This is a genomic window from Plantimonas leprariae (assembly GCF_008802405.1).
Classification (GTDB): domain Bacteria; phylum Pseudomonadota; class Alphaproteobacteria; order Rhizobiales; family Rhizobiaceae; genus Plantimonas; species Plantimonas leprariae.
Window position 1 is genome coordinate 367,461 of the sequence record NZ_VZDO01000002.1, and the last position, 16,073, is coordinate 383,533.

General features: G+C 66.1%; 17 protein-coding genes and 1 pseudogene. 9 read left to right on the forward strand and 9 right to left on the reverse strand.

What is annotated here, in order from left to right; all coding sequences use genetic code 11:
* Together F6X38_RS04385 and F6X38_RS04390 are read left to right on the forward strand one after the other, a co-directional pair.
* Nucleotides 1-813, forward strand: a complete 813-nt coding sequence (locus F6X38_RS04385; protein WP_150968306.1) for an E2 domain-associated cysteine-rich protein — start codon at nucleotides 1-3, stop codon at nucleotides 811-813.
* A gap of 15 nt (nucleotides 814-828) precedes the next feature.
* Nucleotides 829-1,410 (forward strand): Pycsar system effector family protein, encoded by a 582-nt coding sequence (locus F6X38_RS04390; RefSeq protein ID WP_150968307.1) that lies wholly within the window; start codon nucleotides 829-831, stop codon nucleotides 1,408-1,410.
* A gap of 164 nt (nucleotides 1,411-1,574) precedes the next feature.
* Here F6X38_RS04390 and F6X38_RS04395 read toward each other — a convergent pair whose 3' ends face one another.
* The 3 genes from F6X38_RS04395 to F6X38_RS04405 all read right to left on the reverse strand — a co-directional run bounded on the left by F6X38_RS04395 (nucleotide 1,575) and on the right by F6X38_RS04405 (nucleotide 6,444).
* Complete coding sequence (locus F6X38_RS04395; protein ID WP_150968308.1) at nucleotides 1,575-3,359, reverse strand: ATP-dependent helicase; 1,785 nt, start codon at nucleotides 3,357-3,359, stop codon at nucleotides 1,575-1,577.
* Entirely contained in the window at nucleotides 3,352-5,154 is a 1,803-nt protein-coding gene (locus F6X38_RS04400; RefSeq protein WP_150968309.1) for an ATP-dependent nuclease, read from the reverse strand. Before F6X38_RS04400 ends, F6X38_RS04395 begins: the two co-directional genes overlap by 8 nt.
* Before the next feature lie 360 nt (nucleotides 5,155-5,514).
* Complete coding sequence (locus F6X38_RS04405; protein WP_150968310.1) at nucleotides 5,515-6,444, reverse strand: LysR family transcriptional regulator; 930 nt, start codon at nucleotides 6,442-6,444, stop codon at nucleotides 5,515-5,517.
* Between the two features lie 140 nt (nucleotides 6,445-6,584).
* Here F6X38_RS04405 and F6X38_RS04410 point away from each other — a divergent pair, with 140 nt between their 5' ends.
* Complete coding sequence (locus F6X38_RS04410; protein WP_150968311.1) at nucleotides 6,585-7,175, forward strand: DUF308 domain-containing protein; 591 nt, start codon at nucleotides 6,585-6,587, stop codon at nucleotides 7,173-7,175.
* Nucleotides 7,176-7,225: 50 nt separating this feature from the next.
* Here the strand turns inward: F6X38_RS04410 and F6X38_RS04415 are convergent, their stop codons facing one another.
* Nucleotides 7,226-8,035, reverse strand: a complete 810-nt coding sequence (locus F6X38_RS04415) for an SDR family NAD(P)-dependent oxidoreductase (RefSeq protein WP_150968312.1) — start codon at nucleotides 8,033-8,035, stop codon at nucleotides 7,226-7,228.
* A 44-nt stretch (nucleotides 8,036-8,079) separates the two neighbouring features.
* Between F6X38_RS04415 and F6X38_RS04420 the strand changes: the two are divergent.
* A pseudogene (locus tag F6X38_RS04420) lies at nucleotides 8,080-8,459 on the forward strand (winged helix-turn-helix transcriptional regulator).
* A 31-nt stretch (nucleotides 8,460-8,490) separates the two neighbouring features.
* Here the strand turns inward: F6X38_RS04420 and F6X38_RS04425 are convergent.
* Complete coding sequence (locus F6X38_RS04425; RefSeq protein ID WP_150968313.1) at nucleotides 8,491-8,892, reverse strand: response regulator; 402 nt, start codon at nucleotides 8,890-8,892, stop codon at nucleotides 8,491-8,493.
* 32 nt (nucleotides 8,893-8,924) lie between these two features.
* Nucleotides 8,925-9,497, reverse strand: coding sequence for a response regulator (locus F6X38_RS04430; RefSeq protein WP_150968314.1), 573 nt, complete (start codon nucleotides 9,495-9,497; stop codon nucleotides 8,925-8,927).
* Nucleotides 9,498-9,499: 2 nt separating this feature from the next.
* On the opposite strand from F6X38_RS04430, the gene F6X38_RS04435 reads away from it, so the two are divergent.
* The 3 genes from F6X38_RS04435 to F6X38_RS04445 all read left to right on the forward strand — a co-directional run bounded on the left by F6X38_RS04435 (nucleotide 9,500) and on the right by F6X38_RS04445 (nucleotide 11,950).
* Nucleotides 9,500-9,748, forward strand: a complete 249-nt coding sequence (locus tag F6X38_RS04435) for a LysR substrate-binding domain-containing protein (RefSeq protein WP_246191202.1) — start codon at nucleotides 9,500-9,502, stop codon at nucleotides 9,746-9,748.
* A gap of 271 nt (nucleotides 9,749-10,019) precedes the next feature.
* Nucleotides 10,020-11,567: a sensor histidine kinase gene (locus F6X38_RS04440; protein WP_150968316.1), complete on the forward strand. Its 1,548-nt coding sequence runs from the start codon at nucleotides 10,020-10,022 to the stop codon at nucleotides 11,565-11,567.
* Entirely contained in the window at nucleotides 11,564-11,950 is a 387-nt protein-coding gene (locus F6X38_RS04445; RefSeq protein WP_150968317.1) for a response regulator, read from the forward strand. The genes F6X38_RS04440 and F6X38_RS04445 overlap by 4 nt, the downstream gene beginning before the upstream one ends.
* A 265-nt stretch (nucleotides 11,951-12,215) precedes the next feature.
* On the opposite strand, the gene F6X38_RS04450 is transcribed toward F6X38_RS04445, so the two are convergent.
* Nucleotides 12,216-12,728: a MarR family winged helix-turn-helix transcriptional regulator gene (locus F6X38_RS04450; protein ID WP_150968318.1), complete on the reverse strand. Its 513-nt coding sequence runs from the start codon at nucleotides 12,726-12,728 to the stop codon at nucleotides 12,216-12,218.
* Nucleotides 12,729-12,934: 206 nt separating this feature from the next.
* Between F6X38_RS04450 and F6X38_RS04455 the strand changes: the two genes are divergently transcribed.
* On the forward strand, nucleotides 12,935-13,657 hold the full coding sequence (locus tag F6X38_RS04455; protein WP_150968319.1) for a Crp/Fnr family transcriptional regulator: 723 nt from the start codon (nucleotides 12,935-12,937) through the stop codon (nucleotides 13,655-13,657).
* 41 nt (nucleotides 13,658-13,698) lie between these two features.
* Here F6X38_RS04455 and F6X38_RS04460 read toward each other — a convergent pair whose 3' ends face one another.
* Nucleotides 13,699-13,932 (reverse strand): hypothetical protein, encoded by a 234-nt coding sequence (locus F6X38_RS04460; protein ID WP_150968320.1) that lies wholly within the window; start codon nucleotides 13,930-13,932, stop codon nucleotides 13,699-13,701.
* A 219-nt stretch (nucleotides 13,933-14,151) separates the two neighbouring features.
* Between F6X38_RS04460 and F6X38_RS04465 the strand changes: the two genes are divergently transcribed.
* Complete coding sequence (locus F6X38_RS04465; RefSeq protein WP_150968321.1) at nucleotides 14,152-14,907, forward strand: PAS domain-containing protein; 756 nt, start codon at nucleotides 14,152-14,154, stop codon at nucleotides 14,905-14,907.
* Here the strand turns inward: F6X38_RS04465 and F6X38_RS04470 are convergent.
* Nucleotides 14,867-16,009, reverse strand: coding sequence for an extracellular catalytic domain type 1 short-chain-length polyhydroxyalkanoate depolymerase (locus F6X38_RS04470; protein WP_150968378.1), 1,143 nt, complete (start codon nucleotides 16,007-16,009; stop codon nucleotides 14,867-14,869). The two genes, F6X38_RS04465 and F6X38_RS04470, sit on opposite strands and share 41 nt — an antisense overlap.
* Between the last annotated feature and the right edge of the window lie 64 nt (nucleotides 16,010-16,073).

A 16,073-nucleotide genomic window follows, 5' to 3' on the forward strand; every position in this document is an offset into this window, starting at 1 on the left:
GTGAGTGCGCTGGCGCTCCTTCGAGAGGTGATCGAGGTGAACCGCGGCGAGTTCATCCGAGGCGACGCCGGACGGATGTTCGCATCCGTCCGTCCACTGCTGGACTCCGGCGCCAGCGGTCCGACCTTCCTCCTGGAGATCGCGGAGGTTTCCGACACACTGATCGCGAGGGAAGCGGCGCCGGTCAACCTGCCGTGCTTCTGTCCCGAGCGTCACATCAACTCGGGGGGCACGTTCTGCCTCTACTGGGACGAGGACGAACCGCTGTCCTTTTCCACTCGCCCGGACATCGAATTGTGGTGGGGGAAGCTGCTCATCTTCCTTCACCGGCAGATCGTGGCCGGGCGCCTACGGCGTTGGCCGGGCAAGGGCGACGCCAGAGCCCATGGCCAGGAAGCGTCGCGCTTCCAGAAGAGGGCGGAGATCGCCGCGTCGAAACTCGGTCCGTCCTTCGAGACGGTGCTGCGCGAGGACCGCCTCACGACCCGGACGGTACGCGGAAAGGGTAGCCGACGGCTTCGCCTCCTACTCGACGGGAAGAAGATCGCGACGCTGAACGAGGAGCGACAGCAGATCATGACGTTGCGCTCGCGCTGTCGCTGCGAGCGTTCCAACCACCGTCGCCTGCCGCTGACCGCCTGTGAGGATCACGCCGGAGCGCTGGCCGATCTCGGGATGTCCGTTCGCGGACGCGTCGAAGCCGAGCGCAGGTTCTTCGAATTCTTCGCCGAGGCGAAGGTTACGTGCTGCGGAACCATGGATGGTTGTCCGCTTGCGCGCCATTCGGACGCGGCCGTCCGAGAAGCGGCTTGATCGGGAAGTTGCAGCATGGCGAAGGACGACCAGCAGGACAGCTTCGAGAAACTCCTCTCCACCCATCACGGGCGGATGATCGACTTCGTGAAGTTCGCGGAGACGAAGAATGCCGCTCTCCTGACGTTCTGCTCGGTCTGGATCGGCGCGATCATCGGCCTGCTGAGAGCGCCCGACAAGCTCCCGATGAACTACGACAAGGCATTCCTGGCCGTGTTGCCCATCCTGTTCGTCGCCGCCCTCCTCACGCTGAGATCGTTCCTTCCGCGGTTCCTTCACCATCACCATCACTCCGACGAGGATGGTTCCAAGAACCTTCTCTACTTCGGCGACATCGCCTCGTTGAAGACGGATCAATACATCCATCGCATCCGAGAGCGTTATTATCCGCCGGATGGATCGTCCTGCACGGAACGCTACCTGGACGATCTCGCCGTTCAGGTTTCGGTGCAGAGTCAGATCGCGCTGCGCAAGTTCAAGACCTTCACGCGAGCCGGCTGTCTCGTCCTGGCGGCGTTCGCCATCCTCGCCCTGCCGATCATCCATGCCGCAGTGTCGGCGGCGGCCCGGTACGCGTTGATGCGGGGATGGATCTAGCCGAGCGCGTCACACCGTCATTCTGCGACCGGCGAGCGCGGTCTACGTCCTGACGGTCGACCACGAGGCGAGAACCTCGTCGAAGGCGACCACACCGCCGCCTCGTCGAACGGCGTCGCGTCCTGACGCAACGTCGTATGCCCGGCCGGTCGTCCGACTGCGCCCTACCCGGACCCGGCAAGCCGCTGCTCGAGATCAGCCACGAAGCGCGACGGCGACTGCATGCCGTATATCAGGTGGACCTCCTTCCGCGCTCGGGTGATGCCGACATAGAAGAGACGCCTCGCCTCCCGAAGCTCGTCCTGGAGAGGGTTGTTGCGGGGAAGCTTGCCCTCGTCCATCTCGAAGAGCACGACGACGTCGAACTCGCGTCCCTTGGCGCTGTGCAGGGTCGACAGGTTCAAGCGGTCGGCCCCGATGCCGATGCCGGAAAAATCGCCGAGCGCCATAGCGCCAGGATCGCCGTCGTGGAGGCGGGCTATGAACGCGACAAGCGTCTCACGTTCTTCGGCCAGCGTCCGTACGCGTTCCACCATCGGTCGGACGATCTCGGCGTCCATGTCGGCGAGCCAGTCGTGCAAGCTCGCGGCAGCGTCGCGGTGTGCCCAAAGGTTCTCGACCAGGAGCCGGCGAAACACGACGCGCCCATCCTCGTCGGCGACGACGTCGCGAAAGAGACGACATCCTTCCTCGACGAGGTTCGCCATTCGCGGTCGACCCGTCCGCCACCCGCCGCAGCACCAGACGGCGCATTGCTCCAACCAACGCATCAGGCGGCTGCCGCGGGGGTAGAGAGCGTTCCCGTCGGTCCGGACGGTCGCAATGCCGGCGGCTGCCGCCGCGTCGGCGACCTCGTCTCCCATCGAGGCGGTGGCATAGAGGACCGCGACCTCGCCGAGACGCAGACCGGCATGGCGACCCTGGATCGCCGGCAGCAACTCGCCGACGAGGAAACGTGCCCGATCCGCGGACGTGCCGGCCTTGGGATGGAAGTAGATCGTCCCTTCGGGCGCTCCATCCGAAGCGCGATAACCCCTCGCCTCTCCGAGCGCGTATTCCGAAGCGGTGACGATACGCGAGCCGCACCGGTAATTGATCCCGAGCCGAATCGTCTCGACGTCGTCACGCTCCGACAACCGGCGCAGGAGGTCGGGGGCGGCCCCGATGAAGCCGTAGATGGACTGATCGACGTCCCCGACCGCGAACAGACGCATGCCCGCCCGGAAGCAGAGCCCGAGCACCATGGAATGCAACGCCGTGCCGAGGTCTTGGTATTCGTCCACGGCGAGGATCGGGTACTTGGCCACGAGCGCGGTGCGGAGCCATCCGTTCTCGGCAAGGGCCCGAAGCGCCAGCAGCGGCATGTCGTCGAAGTCGACAGTTCCCAAGGCGCGAAGCTCCGCCTCGTAGGTTTCGACCAGGGCCGCCAGCGTCGCGTCGGTCTCGCGCCATTCCGGGCGACCCCGATTCACATACGTCCGGCGATATCGGTTTGCCCGGAAGCGCCAGCTTGCTGGGGTTTGCGGTCCCGGTGCGACGCGGTTGTAGGCCCGTTCGAACGCTTGCCGCTGCTGCTGCTCGGTCGCCACCTCGAAATCGTCCGGAAGGCCGAGACCGGCGGACCGCGCATAGGGCAGCACGATCTGCGTCAGCGAGAACGAATGGACCGTCCCGACGAAGACCCGGCCGCTCCGAGACACCCCGAGGGCGTCCAGACGCTGCTCGATCTCGCGGGCGCACTCGTTGTTGTAAGTGATGCAGGCCAAGCCACGCGGTGCCTCGACGTCCTCGTCCAGCATCCGGGCGAGCTTGGTCGCGAGCGTCTTCGTCTTGCCGCTGCCAGGGCCGGCGAGCAGCACGCAGTGGCCGGTCGACTCGTAGGCCCGCCATTGAGCGTCGTTGGCGCGCAGGTCTTCCGCCGCCCCTCGATAGAGAAAGCGATCAGACACGGTCGATCACGAACTGGATTGCGCGCTCGACGTAACCCGGCACCCCCTTGCCGACGATGCGCGTCGCGAGACGCTGCGCGAAGCGCCCCTTGCCGATCGTCTCGATCATGTCCAGCATCAGCTTCCTTTCGACGGTCCGCGGATCGACGTGCCATCCGTCGAGCGCAGTCCGCCGTTCTCCCCGCCAGTTCCTTTCTTCCAAGGTTTCCAGCATCGCGTCGGAAAAGCCGCTGCCGAACAACTCCATTTCGAGCGTGTCGGAGTTGACGTGGATACCGAACCGTTCGCAGCGTTCGAAAGCATCCTCGTACGTCGGCTCGTCCTCGATTCGTCGAATGACGAGATCGGTGTCGCCCCCTTTTTGCGCCTCGTCGATAGTCCTGACGAGGGCGACCGCCCGGTTGAAGGCCAGCGGTTCGCCGTCGACCTCGTCGTAGTCGGTGACAACCGTGAACGGGATGCCCAACGCGCACAACAGCTTCGCGTACGGCTGGAAGTTCGTGCCGGCGACCGAACAAACGGTTATTCCCTGCTCGTCCAGCGACACGCCCATCTCGGCTGCGAACGTCGGCATCAGAAATCGTTCGGCGTCGCCTTCGACCAGGATCACGCCGCGGGCGAAGACCAGTTCCGCCCGCGTCACGTCGAGATAGCGGGCGAGATCGTCGACGTCCTTGTCGGAGAAACCGGCGTTCGCCGTCGAGTAGCCGACCGTCCCTGACCTGCCTTCGCGTCGCAACAGCAGGAGCGACGCCAACGGCGCGACGCTTGCGATGTGCGGCGAGTGCGTCGTCAATACCAAGGACAACGGCTTCCTGCCTTCGTGCCGCGGTCCGTTGACGAACGTCTCGAACAGGTGCCGATAGACCAGACGCTGCAGATGAGGATGCAGGTGCGCTTCCGGTTCCTCGACGGCCAGCAGTCCGTGGTCGCGACGGTTCCGGTCGATGGACCGCTGCAGTTCGAGAAGCTTCAGCGTGAAGAAGACGAGGTTCGCCGAGCCGAGGCTCGCCTCGCCGACGCCCCTCCGCCCTTCGTCAACCAGCAACCGGACCTGCCGAGCGATGCGCGAAGCGGCCGTCGCGGAAAATCCAAGCGTCGCCCGGACGTCCTGCTTCTTGCCGGCCAAGCTCAAGAACGCTTCGGCGATCCTCGTCTCCAGCGTCCGCACCTCGTCGAACTCGAGTACCGCCCCGGTCGCCTCGGCGATCTTCTCGCCCACGGCTTCCAGTTCGTCCTGATCGATGCCGGCGAAGGCGTCCTCGATCAGCGGGCGCAGCGGCGACCGTCGCCACGCCGCGAGATCGCCTTCGGCGTCGCGCAACGCGGGGAGGACGTCCATCGTGATCCGGCGACGGAGGTCATGGCCGAAGCGCCGCCTCTCGTCCTCGCCGCCGAAGCAGGTGAACACGAAGTCGGCGTCCGTGGTGGGGTCGTCCTCCAGGCCTGGACGCGTCCGCAGGCGGTAGGTCAGACGGACCGTGCTCGCGTCCGCGTCGAGCCGAAAGTCGGTGAGGACCGCCAGCACGTCGAGATCCCACTCGAAGTCCTTGATCTCGACCGAAACGGTCATCACCGAGTCCACGTCCGGACCGCCCAGCCCATCCCAGAAGTCGGCGATCCCGAGTTGCCTGGCCGTGTCCGGCAGCGATGGATCGAAGATCAGCCGGAGCGCGAAAAGGAGGTTGCTCTTGCCGACGCCGTTCTCTCCGACGATCACGGCGTCGCCAGCGAGCGCCACGTCGAGCCGGCGGAAGTTCCGGAAGTTCTCGATGATGACCCTCGAAAGGTACATGGCAACCAGCCGCCCTGACGTCGCTTGATTCGCACACGTGGAAGTCGAGCGATCTTCGCCGCGAAACGTCGTCGGTGCAAACTGTCTCGGAGCGTCTCGGATCGGCGACGGTCTGCTTCCAAGCAGTGCTTAACGAAAGCGGGGCTGCGGAAACCCATACTCTCGAGCCTATCAGTACCGAGGAAATAACCGCTTGGAAGCGGTCCATCCGCTTCCGATCCACAAGAGACGTTCGGCGGCCTTCGAAGGACTCCTCGAAAGCGGACATCTTACGGTGCTCACTTACGACTAACCCATGATCGGTTTTGGAGACTGGCAGTCCAAATGGCTCGTCGCATCGTCCTTCAGGATCGATCGAACTTAGCCTCTAATGCCGCTGGCTATCGTCTCGATCATCCGTTGCAGCCACATGTGACCCGGATCGCTGTCGTTCCGTCGGTGCCAGTAGAGCCGCTCCTCGAGCACCGGCATCTCGAACGGCACGGGAAGGGCTCGCACGTTGTACCGATCGCCGTGCGTCGCGACCATCAGTGCCGGCAGGATAGTCGCCATCCCGGTCCTGCCGACCGTGTCGAGCGTCAGATGGAAGTTCGGCAGCCAGGCGCAGATGCGCGGCTGCCTCGGCTGCTGGCGCCAGAGCTGCTCGGCCACACCCGTGATCGATCCGCCGAACCGCGTCTCGACATACTCCATGCCGCACAACTCGTCGGCCGAGATTGCATCGCCGGCAAACGGGCAATCCTTCGAGATCGCCACGACGAACCCGTCGGTGAACAGCGGCTCCGATCGCAGGGCTTCCTCGTGGACCTGCATCCTGTCGAGCAGGCGGGCCGAGATCGTGATCGCGAAGTCCACGCGTCCGTCGACGATGCGGTCCGCGGTATCCGTCGCGAGCTCCTCGAACTCGACGCTGACCAGCGGGGCGACCTCCCGCAGCCGGGACAAAAGCGGCACCGCCACGATCTCGCAGCCGTAGGTCGTGGCGGCCACCCGAAAGAGCCGTCGCTGGATGGAAGGGTCGAAGTCGGCCGACCGGTCGCCCAGTTTGGAGATCCGCGCAAGTATGGTCTTCACCGGATCGGCGAGCGCCCGGCCTTTGGCGGTCAGCTCGAGATCGCGCCCGATCCGCTCGAGCAGCCGGTCGTCGAAGTGATGGCGCAACTTGCGCAGCGCCTCGCTCATTCCGGGCTGCGAGATATGGATGCGCTCGGCGGCGCGGGTGACGTTCCTCTCGGTCAAGAGGGCATCGAGCGCAACCAGGAGGTTGAGATCCAGTCCGCGCAGATGCATCCGCCCCCTCCCGTGATGATCGGCGACCGTGCTTCGCCTTGCACGAACGATCCCTCAGCCGGATAGCTGGTATCGGAACAAACGATTTCCGCTGCGACGCCCGCATCTCTAGCTGCCGGACAGACAGTCGGAGAGACCCGGTGACTACGCACACAAATGTACAGCTTCCTGCCCGATCATCCGCGGGATGGCTCCGGAACTACTACTTCGCCCGCTTCGCCTTCTCGGCGCTCTGGGTCGCCGCGGCTTTCCTGATCGCGGAGGACGTGCCGACGTTGGCCGCTGTCATGCTGGTCGGCTATCCGTCCTGGGACGCGCTGGCCAACTTCGTCGATGCCCGACGCAGCGGCGGCCTTGGCCGCAACAAGCCGCAGATGCTGAACCTCGTCGTCAGCGTACTCGCCACGCTCGCGGTCGCCGCCGCGCTCGGCACCAGCATGAACGGCGTGCTGCTCGTCTTCGGCATCTGGGCCGGCTTCTCCGGCATCTTCCAGCTCGCCACCGCGGTTCGCCGCTGGAGGTCGTTCGGCGCCCAATGGGTGATGATCCTGAGCGGCGCCCAGTCCGGCCTGGCGGGCGTCTTCATGGTCAGCAGAGCCTACGGACCGGACCCGGCCGGCATCGTCAGCGTCGCCCCCTATGCCGCCTTCGGCGCCTTCTACTTCCTGGTATCCGCGATCTGGCTAACCGTCGCGGACCTCCGGCAAGGCTCGCCCCGCACCGCGGGCTAGGGCTTCCCGGGAACTCGATAGGGCGTCGTCATGTCGGACCGTGCGGGACGCTAGAGCCCCGGCCATGCCCCGCCGTCGACCCGAATGTCCATGCCGGTGATGTAGCCGGCTCGCGGGCTGACGAGGAAGGCGATCGCATCGGCGATCTCTTCGAGCGTTCCGACACGGCCCATCGGAACCGCCGCGAACACGGGAAGCGCCGCCCGCTCGACCTCCTCCCACGGCGCATCGACCGGAAGCCCCTGATCGGCGGCAACCTTGTGGAAGGCGGCTTCGAGCCTTTCGCTCCGGATCGTCCCCGGCGAGACCGTGTTGACGGTGATGCCCTCCCCGGCGACAGCTTTCGCCAGGGAGGCGCTCATCGCCGCCATGGCCGCCTTCGCGGCGGAATACTCCGGCCGTCCGGCGGGCGGCATCCGGGCGGCGAGGCTGGAGATGTTGACGATCCGTCCCCATCCGGCTTCCCGCATCCCCGGCAGGACGCGGGTGATCACCCGGACGGCGGCGAGGGTGTTGCGGTCGTAGACCCTCGCCCACGTCTCAAGCCGCGTCGTGGTCCAGTCTTCCGTTGCGCCCGAGCCGCCGGCGTTGTTGACGAGGATCTCGACGGGTCCGGCGAGGCCCTGCGCCTGTTCGACGAGACGCTCGACCTCGTCGTCGTTCGTGAGGTCGCCCGTCACGACATGGGCGCGTCCGCCCTCGGCGACGATGTCGTGAGCGACCTGCTCAGCTTTGAGCTGGTCCCGGCCGTGGACGACGACCACCGCGCCCTCCTGCGTGAGGCGGCGGGCGATGCCTTCGCCGATGCCCTTGCTGCTGCCGGTGACCAGCGCCACCCTTCCCTCGATCTTCAGGTCCATCACGTCGTCCTTGCGCTGCGGCGGGGGCTTATGGAGACAAGGCGATGCGCGAGTCCATTACACACCTTGAAGTGCCCATAACGCGGGAGGAGCGGAGCGTTTGCCTCGGCCCGGACGGTTCGGCCGCACACGTGACCGAGGTTCTCGGCATGATCAGCGGACGCTGGAAGCTCGCGATCCTGTTTCGCCTGTTCGCCGAGCCGACGATGCGCACCTTGCAGTTGCTCGCGACATTCCCAACGTCTCGCAGAAGATGCTTACGCAGCAACTCCGGCAGCTCGAACGGGACGGTTTGCTTTCGCGGCGGGACTTCGGTCAGCAACCGCCGCGCGTCGAATACGGCCTCACGGCGGCTGGACGAAGCCTGCTGCCCGTGCTGACCGCAATGCGGGAGTTCCGGATCTCGACGGTCATTCGAGGCTGACGTCGGCAATGGTTCGAACCGATCCCCCGCGTCATACGTGCCGCGCCGACACGATCTCGCGAATCCGCGTGGAAAGCTCGCGCATCGACGCTTCGGTCTTGGCGAGGACCTGGTCGGCGGCGCCCTCCAGCGTCGAGCGCTCGGCGCGGGTGAGGTCCTTCGACGACAGGACCACCACCGGGATATCCCGCCATTGCGGCTCGGCGCGCAGTTCCTTCAGGAAGTCGAAGCCGTCCATCTCGGGCATGTTGAGGTCGAGCAGGATCAGGTCGGGCTTGCGCTCCCGCACCCGCTCCAAGCCGATGCGCCCGTTCGTCGCCGAAAGGAAAGCGAATCCTTGACGCTCGATCATGGCTGCATAACGCGCCAAGGTATCGACGTCGTCCTCGATCGCGAGCACGACGCCCGAGCCGTCCGCCCGGAAGCGGTCCATGACCTCCTTCAGCTTGTCCCATTCGACGGGCTTCAGCAGGTAGTCCGAAGCGCCGAGCGCGAAGCCGAGCTCTGCTCGTCCATGATGGTGATCATCACCACCGGGATCGCGGCCAGCGCCGGGTCCTCCTTCAGTTCCGCCAGCACGGACCAGCCGTCCTTCTTTGGCATCGTCACGTCGAGGAGAATCCCGTCCCGCACCAGCGCACGCGCCATCTCAAAACCCGCGACGCCGTCAGAGGCGGTGCGGACCGCAAAGCCCTCCTTCGACAGAAAGCGCGTCACCAGTTCGCGGGCATGCGGATCGTCGTCGATCGCCAACACCGTGCCTGCCGGCCCGACCGCGAGGGTTCCCGCCGTGACGGGCAGCGGCTCTTCTTCGACGACTGTCACCTCCGCCGGGATGCGGATCGTGAACGTCATTCCCCCGCCGAGGACGCTCGTCGCGCCGATGTCGCCGCCGAGCAGGCGACAGAATGCTTGGGTGATCGCGAGGCCGAGCCCCGTTCCCCCGAACTTGCGGGTCGTCGAGGCATCCGCCTGGGCGCGTCGCCGAACTCGTCCTGCGCCGTGGCCGCGAAGCGGAAACCCTGCGCCTCGCCCCACGCCTGCTCGTCAACAACAACTTGGCGGCGCGGGATGCCGTCGTGGCCGGGCTCGGCATCGGGCTGCTGCCGCGCTTCCAGGCCGCGCGGTTCGTTGCCGACGGTTGCCTCGATGAGGTCCTGCCGGGCTGGTCGAAGCCGTTGGTCCCCGTCAACGCCCTCTTTGCCGCTAGCCGATACCAGACGCCCAAAATCCGAACGTTCGTGGACCACGCGAAGAACGCGTTTCCGGCAGCGGCGGCGGCCGGCTGAAGTCTGGACCTGGTTTCGCGGAAGCGCCGATGCTGGCGTGGTTCGCAACATGGTCCGAGCGGGAGAGCTTTGAATTCGTGGCGTCGCTAACGAATGAGTCCGGCGGGACGCCCTTGCGGCGCGGACCCTTTCATCCGTCCATGACTTTACGCAGAGTCGCGTCGCGATCGGCGGCAGGACCGCGGTCGTCCGTGCAAGTCTGGCCGGCTTCTTTCGAGCATCGCCTCGCCGGATCGGTTCACGGCCGGGCCGGACAGGACCGACCTTAGGGATGAACACCAGCCGTGTAGATCTCGTCGACCGCCAGAAGGTTTTAGCGGACTTCGGCGAATTGGTGCTCCGCTCCGACAACCTTCAAGAGATCCTGGACGAAGCGTGCCGTCTCGTCGCCGAAGCGCTCGGCACCGACCTGGCGAAGATCCTCGAAATCGAGCCGGGCCGCGGCACGGCTCTTGTCCGCGCCGGGCATGGCTGGAGCGACGGCATCGTCGGCAGGATGCGCATCACGATGAGCGAGCGTTCGTCGGAATCCTTCGCGCTCGAGGCGGGAATCCCGGTCGTCACCGTGGACACGGCGAGCGAGGAGCGCTTCGAGGTTCCCGCGTTCATGCGGGACCACGGCGTGGTGGCCCTCGTGAACGTGCCGATCTTCCTGCCTGGCAGGCGGCCTTTCGGCCTGTTGCAGGTCGACGCCCGGGAACCGCGCCACTTCGGCGAGGAGGACATCCAGTTCCTGCGGACCTATTGCATGGTGCTCGGTCCGGTCATCGACCGCTTGCGCACGGTCGGTGAACTGGCGGATGTCGATGAGCGCTTCCGGCTGGTGGTGGAACACGCGCACGAGCACGCGATCGTCCTGAGCGATCCGGAAAACGTCATCACCGCCTGGTTTCCCGGCGCTGCGGCGGTCTTCGGCTGGACCGAGGCGGAGATGGTCGGCCAACCCCTCGCGACGATCTTCACGCCGGAGGACCGCTCGAACGACGTGCCCGAAAGGGAGATGGCGCGCGCGAGCGAGAGCGGTGCGACCCCGAACATTCGGTGGCATGCCGCGAAGGGCGGGAAGCGCGTGTTCCTCGACGGCCAGACCGTTGCCCTGCGCCAAGCGGATGGCTCCGTCCGGGGGTTCATGAAGATCGCCCAGGACATCACCGAGCGCCACCGGGCCGAGGAACGGAAGGCGGTGCTTCAGGATGAGTTGCAGCACCGCGTGCGCAACGTGCTCGCGATGATCGCCGCGATCGTGCGGCGCAGCGACGTTTCGGGCACGGCCGAGGACCTCCGGATGGATCTCGCTGGTCGGATCGCCGCCATGTCGCGAACACAGGTGCTGCTCACGCGGGCCGAGGGGATGGGGGTCAACCTCGAGGTGATCGTTCGCGACGAACTGCTGGCGCAGTCGCCCGGCGAGCACGCCGTGTCGATGGACGGTCCGGCTGTCCCTCTCGCCCCGAAGGCGGCCGAGGTGGTGACGCTCGCCATCCACGAACTGGCGACGAACGCTGCGAAGTACGGTGCGCTCGCACAGCCCGGCGGCCGGATCGACGTTGCTTGGTGGTTGGCTCCGAGCGACGGGCAGGACTGGGTGGAACTCGAATGGCGGGAAAGCGGCGTGACCGTTCCATCGACGCCGGGGCGGAGGGAAGGGTTCGGAACGGAGCTGATCACCCGGCGCGTCCCGTACGAGCTGAAGGGCCGGGGCGAAGTGGACCTCAGACCCGATGGACTGGTCTGCCGCATCTCCTTCCCGCTCGTGCACGCGGAAAGCGTTCTCCAGACCGACTTGCCCGTCGCGGGACGGAGGGAGACACTAACATGAGCCGGACCCCATCCCTTTCGGGCAGCACCGTCCTCGTGGTCGAGGACGACTACTACCTGGCCGACGACGCGAGGCAGGCCCTGGAACGTGCCGGAGCGACGGTTCTCGGACCGTGCGCCTCGGCCGACGACGCGCTTGCGGTACTTCAGGAGCAGACACCGGACTGCGCGGTCGTGGACATCAACCTAGGGACCAGCCGGAGCTTCGATCTCGCGCGGACCATCAAGGGCCACGGCATCGCCATGCTGTTCGTGACCGGATACGACGCGTCCGCCATACCGCCCGACCTCGCTGACATCCCATGCCTGCAAAAGCCCCTCGAACCATCGAAACTGACGGCGGCGATCACCGAACTCCGCCGGGGTTCGCGCGACGGTGGCTAGGATGATCGCTTGCCGTCACCGCGTCTCGGCGCCGTTCTGTTTTGCAGGATCCGTGTCCGACAACCTCCTAACCATACGGCGATCGATGGCTGGTCACTCAGCGTCCTCCGGGAACTTGGCTGGGCACGTCGAACTTAGGCCCCGCCCAAATGTCCTCGTGATCTTCGCGCCCGCAACCGTCGAACGACGTCCTCGACGCGACTCCGCCAGGACTTGGCGACGCCGACCCAGTCGTGCGGCTGCTGCCGGGACCCGTGGTCGGGCACTAGCGCAGTCGACTGAGGCGCTTGGCGAGCACCGCATCCAACTGCGCGAGGGTCTTGATCATGCTTCGGTCGGCGCCGAGCGCGGTCGCGAGTTCGGCGTCGAGCGAAGCCTCGAGGGCTCGAACCTCGTCGCTGACGCGCCGGCCGTCCCCGGTCAACCGGACGAGGGTTTGGCGGGCATCATCCGGCCCCGTCTGCCGCACCAGCCAGCCCTTAGCGACCAGCCGATCGGCCATCTTCGACACGGTCGACGGGCGCACCGAGAGCCGGCAGGCGACCTCGGACACGGGCAACGCCTCGTCGCCGTCGAACAAGAGCAGCATCGCGTCCTGACCGACCAGGACCTCCGTTCCGGCGAGCTTGATGCCGACGAGCTGCCGCACCGACTTGGCGATCGACAGCAGATGGGGAACCAAACTGAGAACGTCGTCGACCGCTTCGTGCCGGGATGCGGCGTCCCGCTGTGGAGCGGAAGCAACGTGGCTGGTCGAGGCGGTCTGAACGTGGGACATGAACCAGGCATACGGTCATGTCCGACCAACGGATAGCCGACTCTGCCGAAGCGTAAGAAACCGCACAGTTGGTTGGTGACGCAAGCTTTCTCCGTTCGCAGTTCGATCGCCAGATGCCCATGTGCTTGGCATCGCGTGCAGGATTTGTCCGGGCGCACGTGACTGGGAGAGGCGATGCGCTCTTGCCCCAAGAGAAGGGGCGAGCGATGTCTTCCCTCTCGCAATCCTCCGTCCGCAACCGCATACTGGCGTCGCTCTCGGCCGACGACTTCGCGCTGCTCGAGCCGCATCTGGAACCAGTGCCGCTCACCTTTCGCAGCACCGTGATTCCTGCCGGCGCGCCGATCCAAGATGTCTTCTTCGTGGAGCGCGGCTTGGTCTCGCTGATCGCGCAGAACGACGACGCGCGGATCGAGGTCGGCATGGTGGGACCGGAAGGGCTGGTCGGCGTCAACGCGCTGCTCGGCACCGACACGAGCCCGATCTCCTCGCTTGTCCAGGCCGACGGCGAGGCGTTGCGCATGGCGACGGACTGGCTGCACGCTGCCGTCGGCGAAAGCGCGACGCTCCATGTCTGCCTTCTCCGCTACGTGCAGTTCCTGATGATCCAGACGGCACAGACGGCCTATGCCAACGCCAACTTCGACGTCGAGGCGCGGCTGGCGCGCTGGGTGCTGATGACGCAGGACCGGCTCGGGCGGGCCGACCTGCCGCTGACGCACGAGTTCCTGTCCCTGATGCTCGGCACCCGCCGCTCCAGCGTGACGACCGCGCTCCACGTACTCGAAGGCAACGGCCTGATCCGTGCGACCCGCGGCATCATCAACGTGCGCGACCGCGACAAGCTGATGGAGTTGGCGGATGACAGCTACGGCCTCGCCGAAGCAGAATACGAACGCCTGTTCGGGAGGCGGCCGTCTGTTCATTAATGGCCTTCGACAAATTCTGATGTCGACTGGCGTTTGGCCATTCATTGCAACTTCGTCGAATTCTTAGCAGCGATCGTCAGCGTTGTCGTACGATAGTCGTCAATCTCGAATGGTGCGACGTCGACGATCCACCCCGCGTTTCTAAGAACGATCGAAAGCTCGTTTGCCAAGGCAACCACCTCGGCTTGCCTGACAGCTGGATCAGGCGGTTTAGGCTTTCCCGCATCTTCGGCAAGGTCAGCCTGGCGCCGGTTGTCGGAGACGAATTTGGCCATGACCGCACAACGGCAGCAACTCAAGGACGCTGCCGTGCGCTAACGTACCAACGGCATTGTCTGCGTCTCGTCGGCCCGCAGCCCGAGCGCGTCGCCTTCAACCATGGACGTTGGTTCGAGCGCACGCCTCGGAGATGGAGCTCATCCGAGATAGCGGTCGTGCGGCAATCGGCGGACCGGACCTGAGCGGCCCTCGTAGCCGCTCGCGCCGAGGTGGCGATGCGCGAGAGCGAGGAGAAGTACCGCACCGTATTCGAATCGATCGACGAGGGGTTCCTCATCCATGAGATGATCCGGAACAAGTCAGGCCAGGTCGTCGATTACCGGTTGCTCGAAGCCAACCCGGCGCACCAACGCGCCACGGGGTTGCCAAGAGAGACCATCGGCAAACTCGGCAGCGAGTTCATGCCGAACGTCGAACCGTATTGGCTGGAACTCTTCCATCGAGTCTCGACGTCCGGCGTCGCCGAGCGCGCCGGGATGTACAATGCGCCGACCTCCCGATGGTACAACGTCCAGGTCTCGCCCGTTCGCGGCCATGATCGCATCGCCATTGTCTTCGACGACGTCACGAGCCGCAAGCGTGCGGAAGCTGCTTTGCGCGAGAGCGAGGAGCGGCTGCGCGGCTTCCGGGAGGCGTCGACGGACGTCCTCTGGATCCGCGATGCCGAGACGCTGAACTGGACCTACCTGACGCCAGCTTTCGAGATGATCTACGGCATGCCGCTGAACGAGGCGCTCGCCGGCAACAACTTCCGCAACTGGGTCGAACTCATCCTGCCGGAAGACCGGGCCAGGGCCGTCGACACGATCCGCCGCGTCCGCTTGGGCGAGCGCGTCACCTTCGAGTACCGCATCCGGCGGCCGAGCGACGGCGCGGTCCGTTGGCTGGGCATTCGACGCCGCGCGAAATTGGTCCTGCTCGATCCGGCTCCTAGCGCATCAGCCCCGCCTTGCGCAGCGCGTTCTCGATGACCCCGCCGATCGCCGAACTCGTTCCGTTCGTATGTCCGGGCCGGAGCAGACCCTGCGGATCGAGCTGCGAGAGCGTCGGCTTCCCGGTCCCGTCACCAGCAGGCCATGCGGCCTTCTCTCGTTTCGACCCCGTGTCGACCACGGTCGCCGGGTCGAGCAATCCCCACGAACGCGCGTCGTGGCACGTCGAGGAAATGCCGACATCCAGCATGAATGGACCGGCGACGCCGCAACTGTCGAGCCCGGAAGTGTTGAGCGGCGTGCCATGCCCCATGCCGGCGATCGTATAAGCTTTTAGAACCGCGCGACCGTCGGCCGCGTGCCATACGCGGCGCGATACACTGGCGTCGATCTCGCTGCGGTCCGGCTGCTCGCCGAGTCCGTGAACGGCGCGCCACTGCGCCAGCGTCGCCTCCGCGTTCGACGGATGAACCGTCGCGTCGGCCGCGCCGTGCCAGACCGCCAGCGTCGGCCAGCCTCCCCGGTGGCCGGAGGCCTGCCGCAGCCGGTCGGCCAGCAGCGACGCGTTCGGCGATCCCTCGCCGCGCATGCGCTTCAGGGCCTGCGGCACGTTTGCGGCGCAAGCGTAGGGCAGACCCGCGATGACCGAGCCGCCCGCGAAGACCTCCGGATAGGTCGCGAGCATCACTGCCGCCATCGCGCCGCCGGCCGAAAGGCCGGTGACGAAGATCCGTTCGGCATCGATCGAATGGCTTTCGATCATCGCCGCGATCATTTGCCGGATCGAAGCGGCCTCGCCGTTGTCGCGGCGGATGTCGTCGGGGACGAACCAGTTGAAGCACAGGTTCGGATTGTTCTCGCGGCGCTGTTCGGGAAACAGGAGCCCGAAACCGCCGAGGTCGGCGACCCGCGACCACCCGGACCCATGGTCGTAGCCGGCCGCCGTTTGCGTGCAGCCATGCAGCACGACGACGAGCGGTGCGGATCGCGGCAGGTTCGCCGGCAGGTGGGTGCGGGCGCGCAGTGCGCCGGGATTGGTGCCGAAGCCGGCAAGCTCCCGTAGGCGGTCGTCGCTTCTGCCTCGCTGCGAGCCGCGAGGCCTGATCGCCGGCAATGGGAGGTTGAGCAGTCGGCGGGTCATGAAGCGGCGATCCAAACCTCGTGGCGACGACGTGGCCAAGCCGGCCAGTGCATCACGAGGTAAT

What these genes read in the sequence shown, in the direction of transcription:
- F6X38_RS04460 (WP_150968320.1), bottom strand. Translation starts at nt 13,932, where the DNA reads ATGGCCAAATTCGTCTCCGACAACCGGCGCCAGGCTGACCTTGCCGAA.
- F6X38_RS04390 (WP_150968307.1), top strand. Translation starts at nt 829, where the DNA reads ATGGCGAAGGACGACCAGCAGGACAGCTTCGAGAAACTCCTCTCCACC.
- F6X38_RS04400 (WP_150968309.1), bottom strand. Translation starts at nt 5,154, where the DNA reads ATGTACCTTTCGAGGGTCATCATCGAGAACTTCCGGAACTTCCGCCGG.
- F6X38_RS04455 (WP_150968319.1), top strand. Translation starts at nt 12,935, where the DNA reads ATGTCTTCCCTCTCGCAATCCTCCGTCCGCAACCGCATACTGGCGTCG.
- F6X38_RS04425 (WP_150968313.1), bottom strand. Translation starts at nt 8,892, where the DNA reads ATGGACCGCTTCCGGGCGGACGGCTCGGGCGTCGTGCTCGCGATCGAG.
- F6X38_RS04450 (WP_150968318.1), bottom strand. Translation starts at nt 12,728, where the DNA reads ATGTCCCACGTTCAGACCGCCTCGACCAGCCACGTTGCTTCCGCTCCA.
- F6X38_RS04415 (WP_150968312.1), bottom strand. Translation starts at nt 8,035, where the DNA reads ATGGACCTGAAGATCGAGGGAAGGGTGGCGCTGGTCACCGGCAGCAGC.
- F6X38_RS04465 (WP_150968321.1), top strand. Translation starts at nt 14,152, where the DNA reads ATGCGCGAGAGCGAGGAGAAGTACCGCACCGTATTCGAATCGATCGAC.
- F6X38_RS04470 (WP_150968378.1), bottom strand. Translation starts at nt 16,009, where the DNA reads ATGACCCGCCGACTGCTCAACCTCCCATTGCCGGCGATCAGGCCTCGC.
- F6X38_RS04445 (WP_150968317.1), top strand. Translation starts at nt 11,564, where the DNA reads ATGAGCCGGACCCCATCCCTTTCGGGCAGCACCGTCCTCGTGGTCGAG.
- F6X38_RS04440 (WP_150968316.1), top strand. Translation starts at nt 10,020, where the DNA reads ATGAACACCAGCCGTGTAGATCTCGTCGACCGCCAGAAGGTTTTAGCG.
- F6X38_RS04405 (WP_150968310.1), bottom strand. Translation starts at nt 6,444, where the DNA reads ATGCATCTGCGCGGACTGGATCTCAACCTCCTGGTTGCGCTCGATGCC.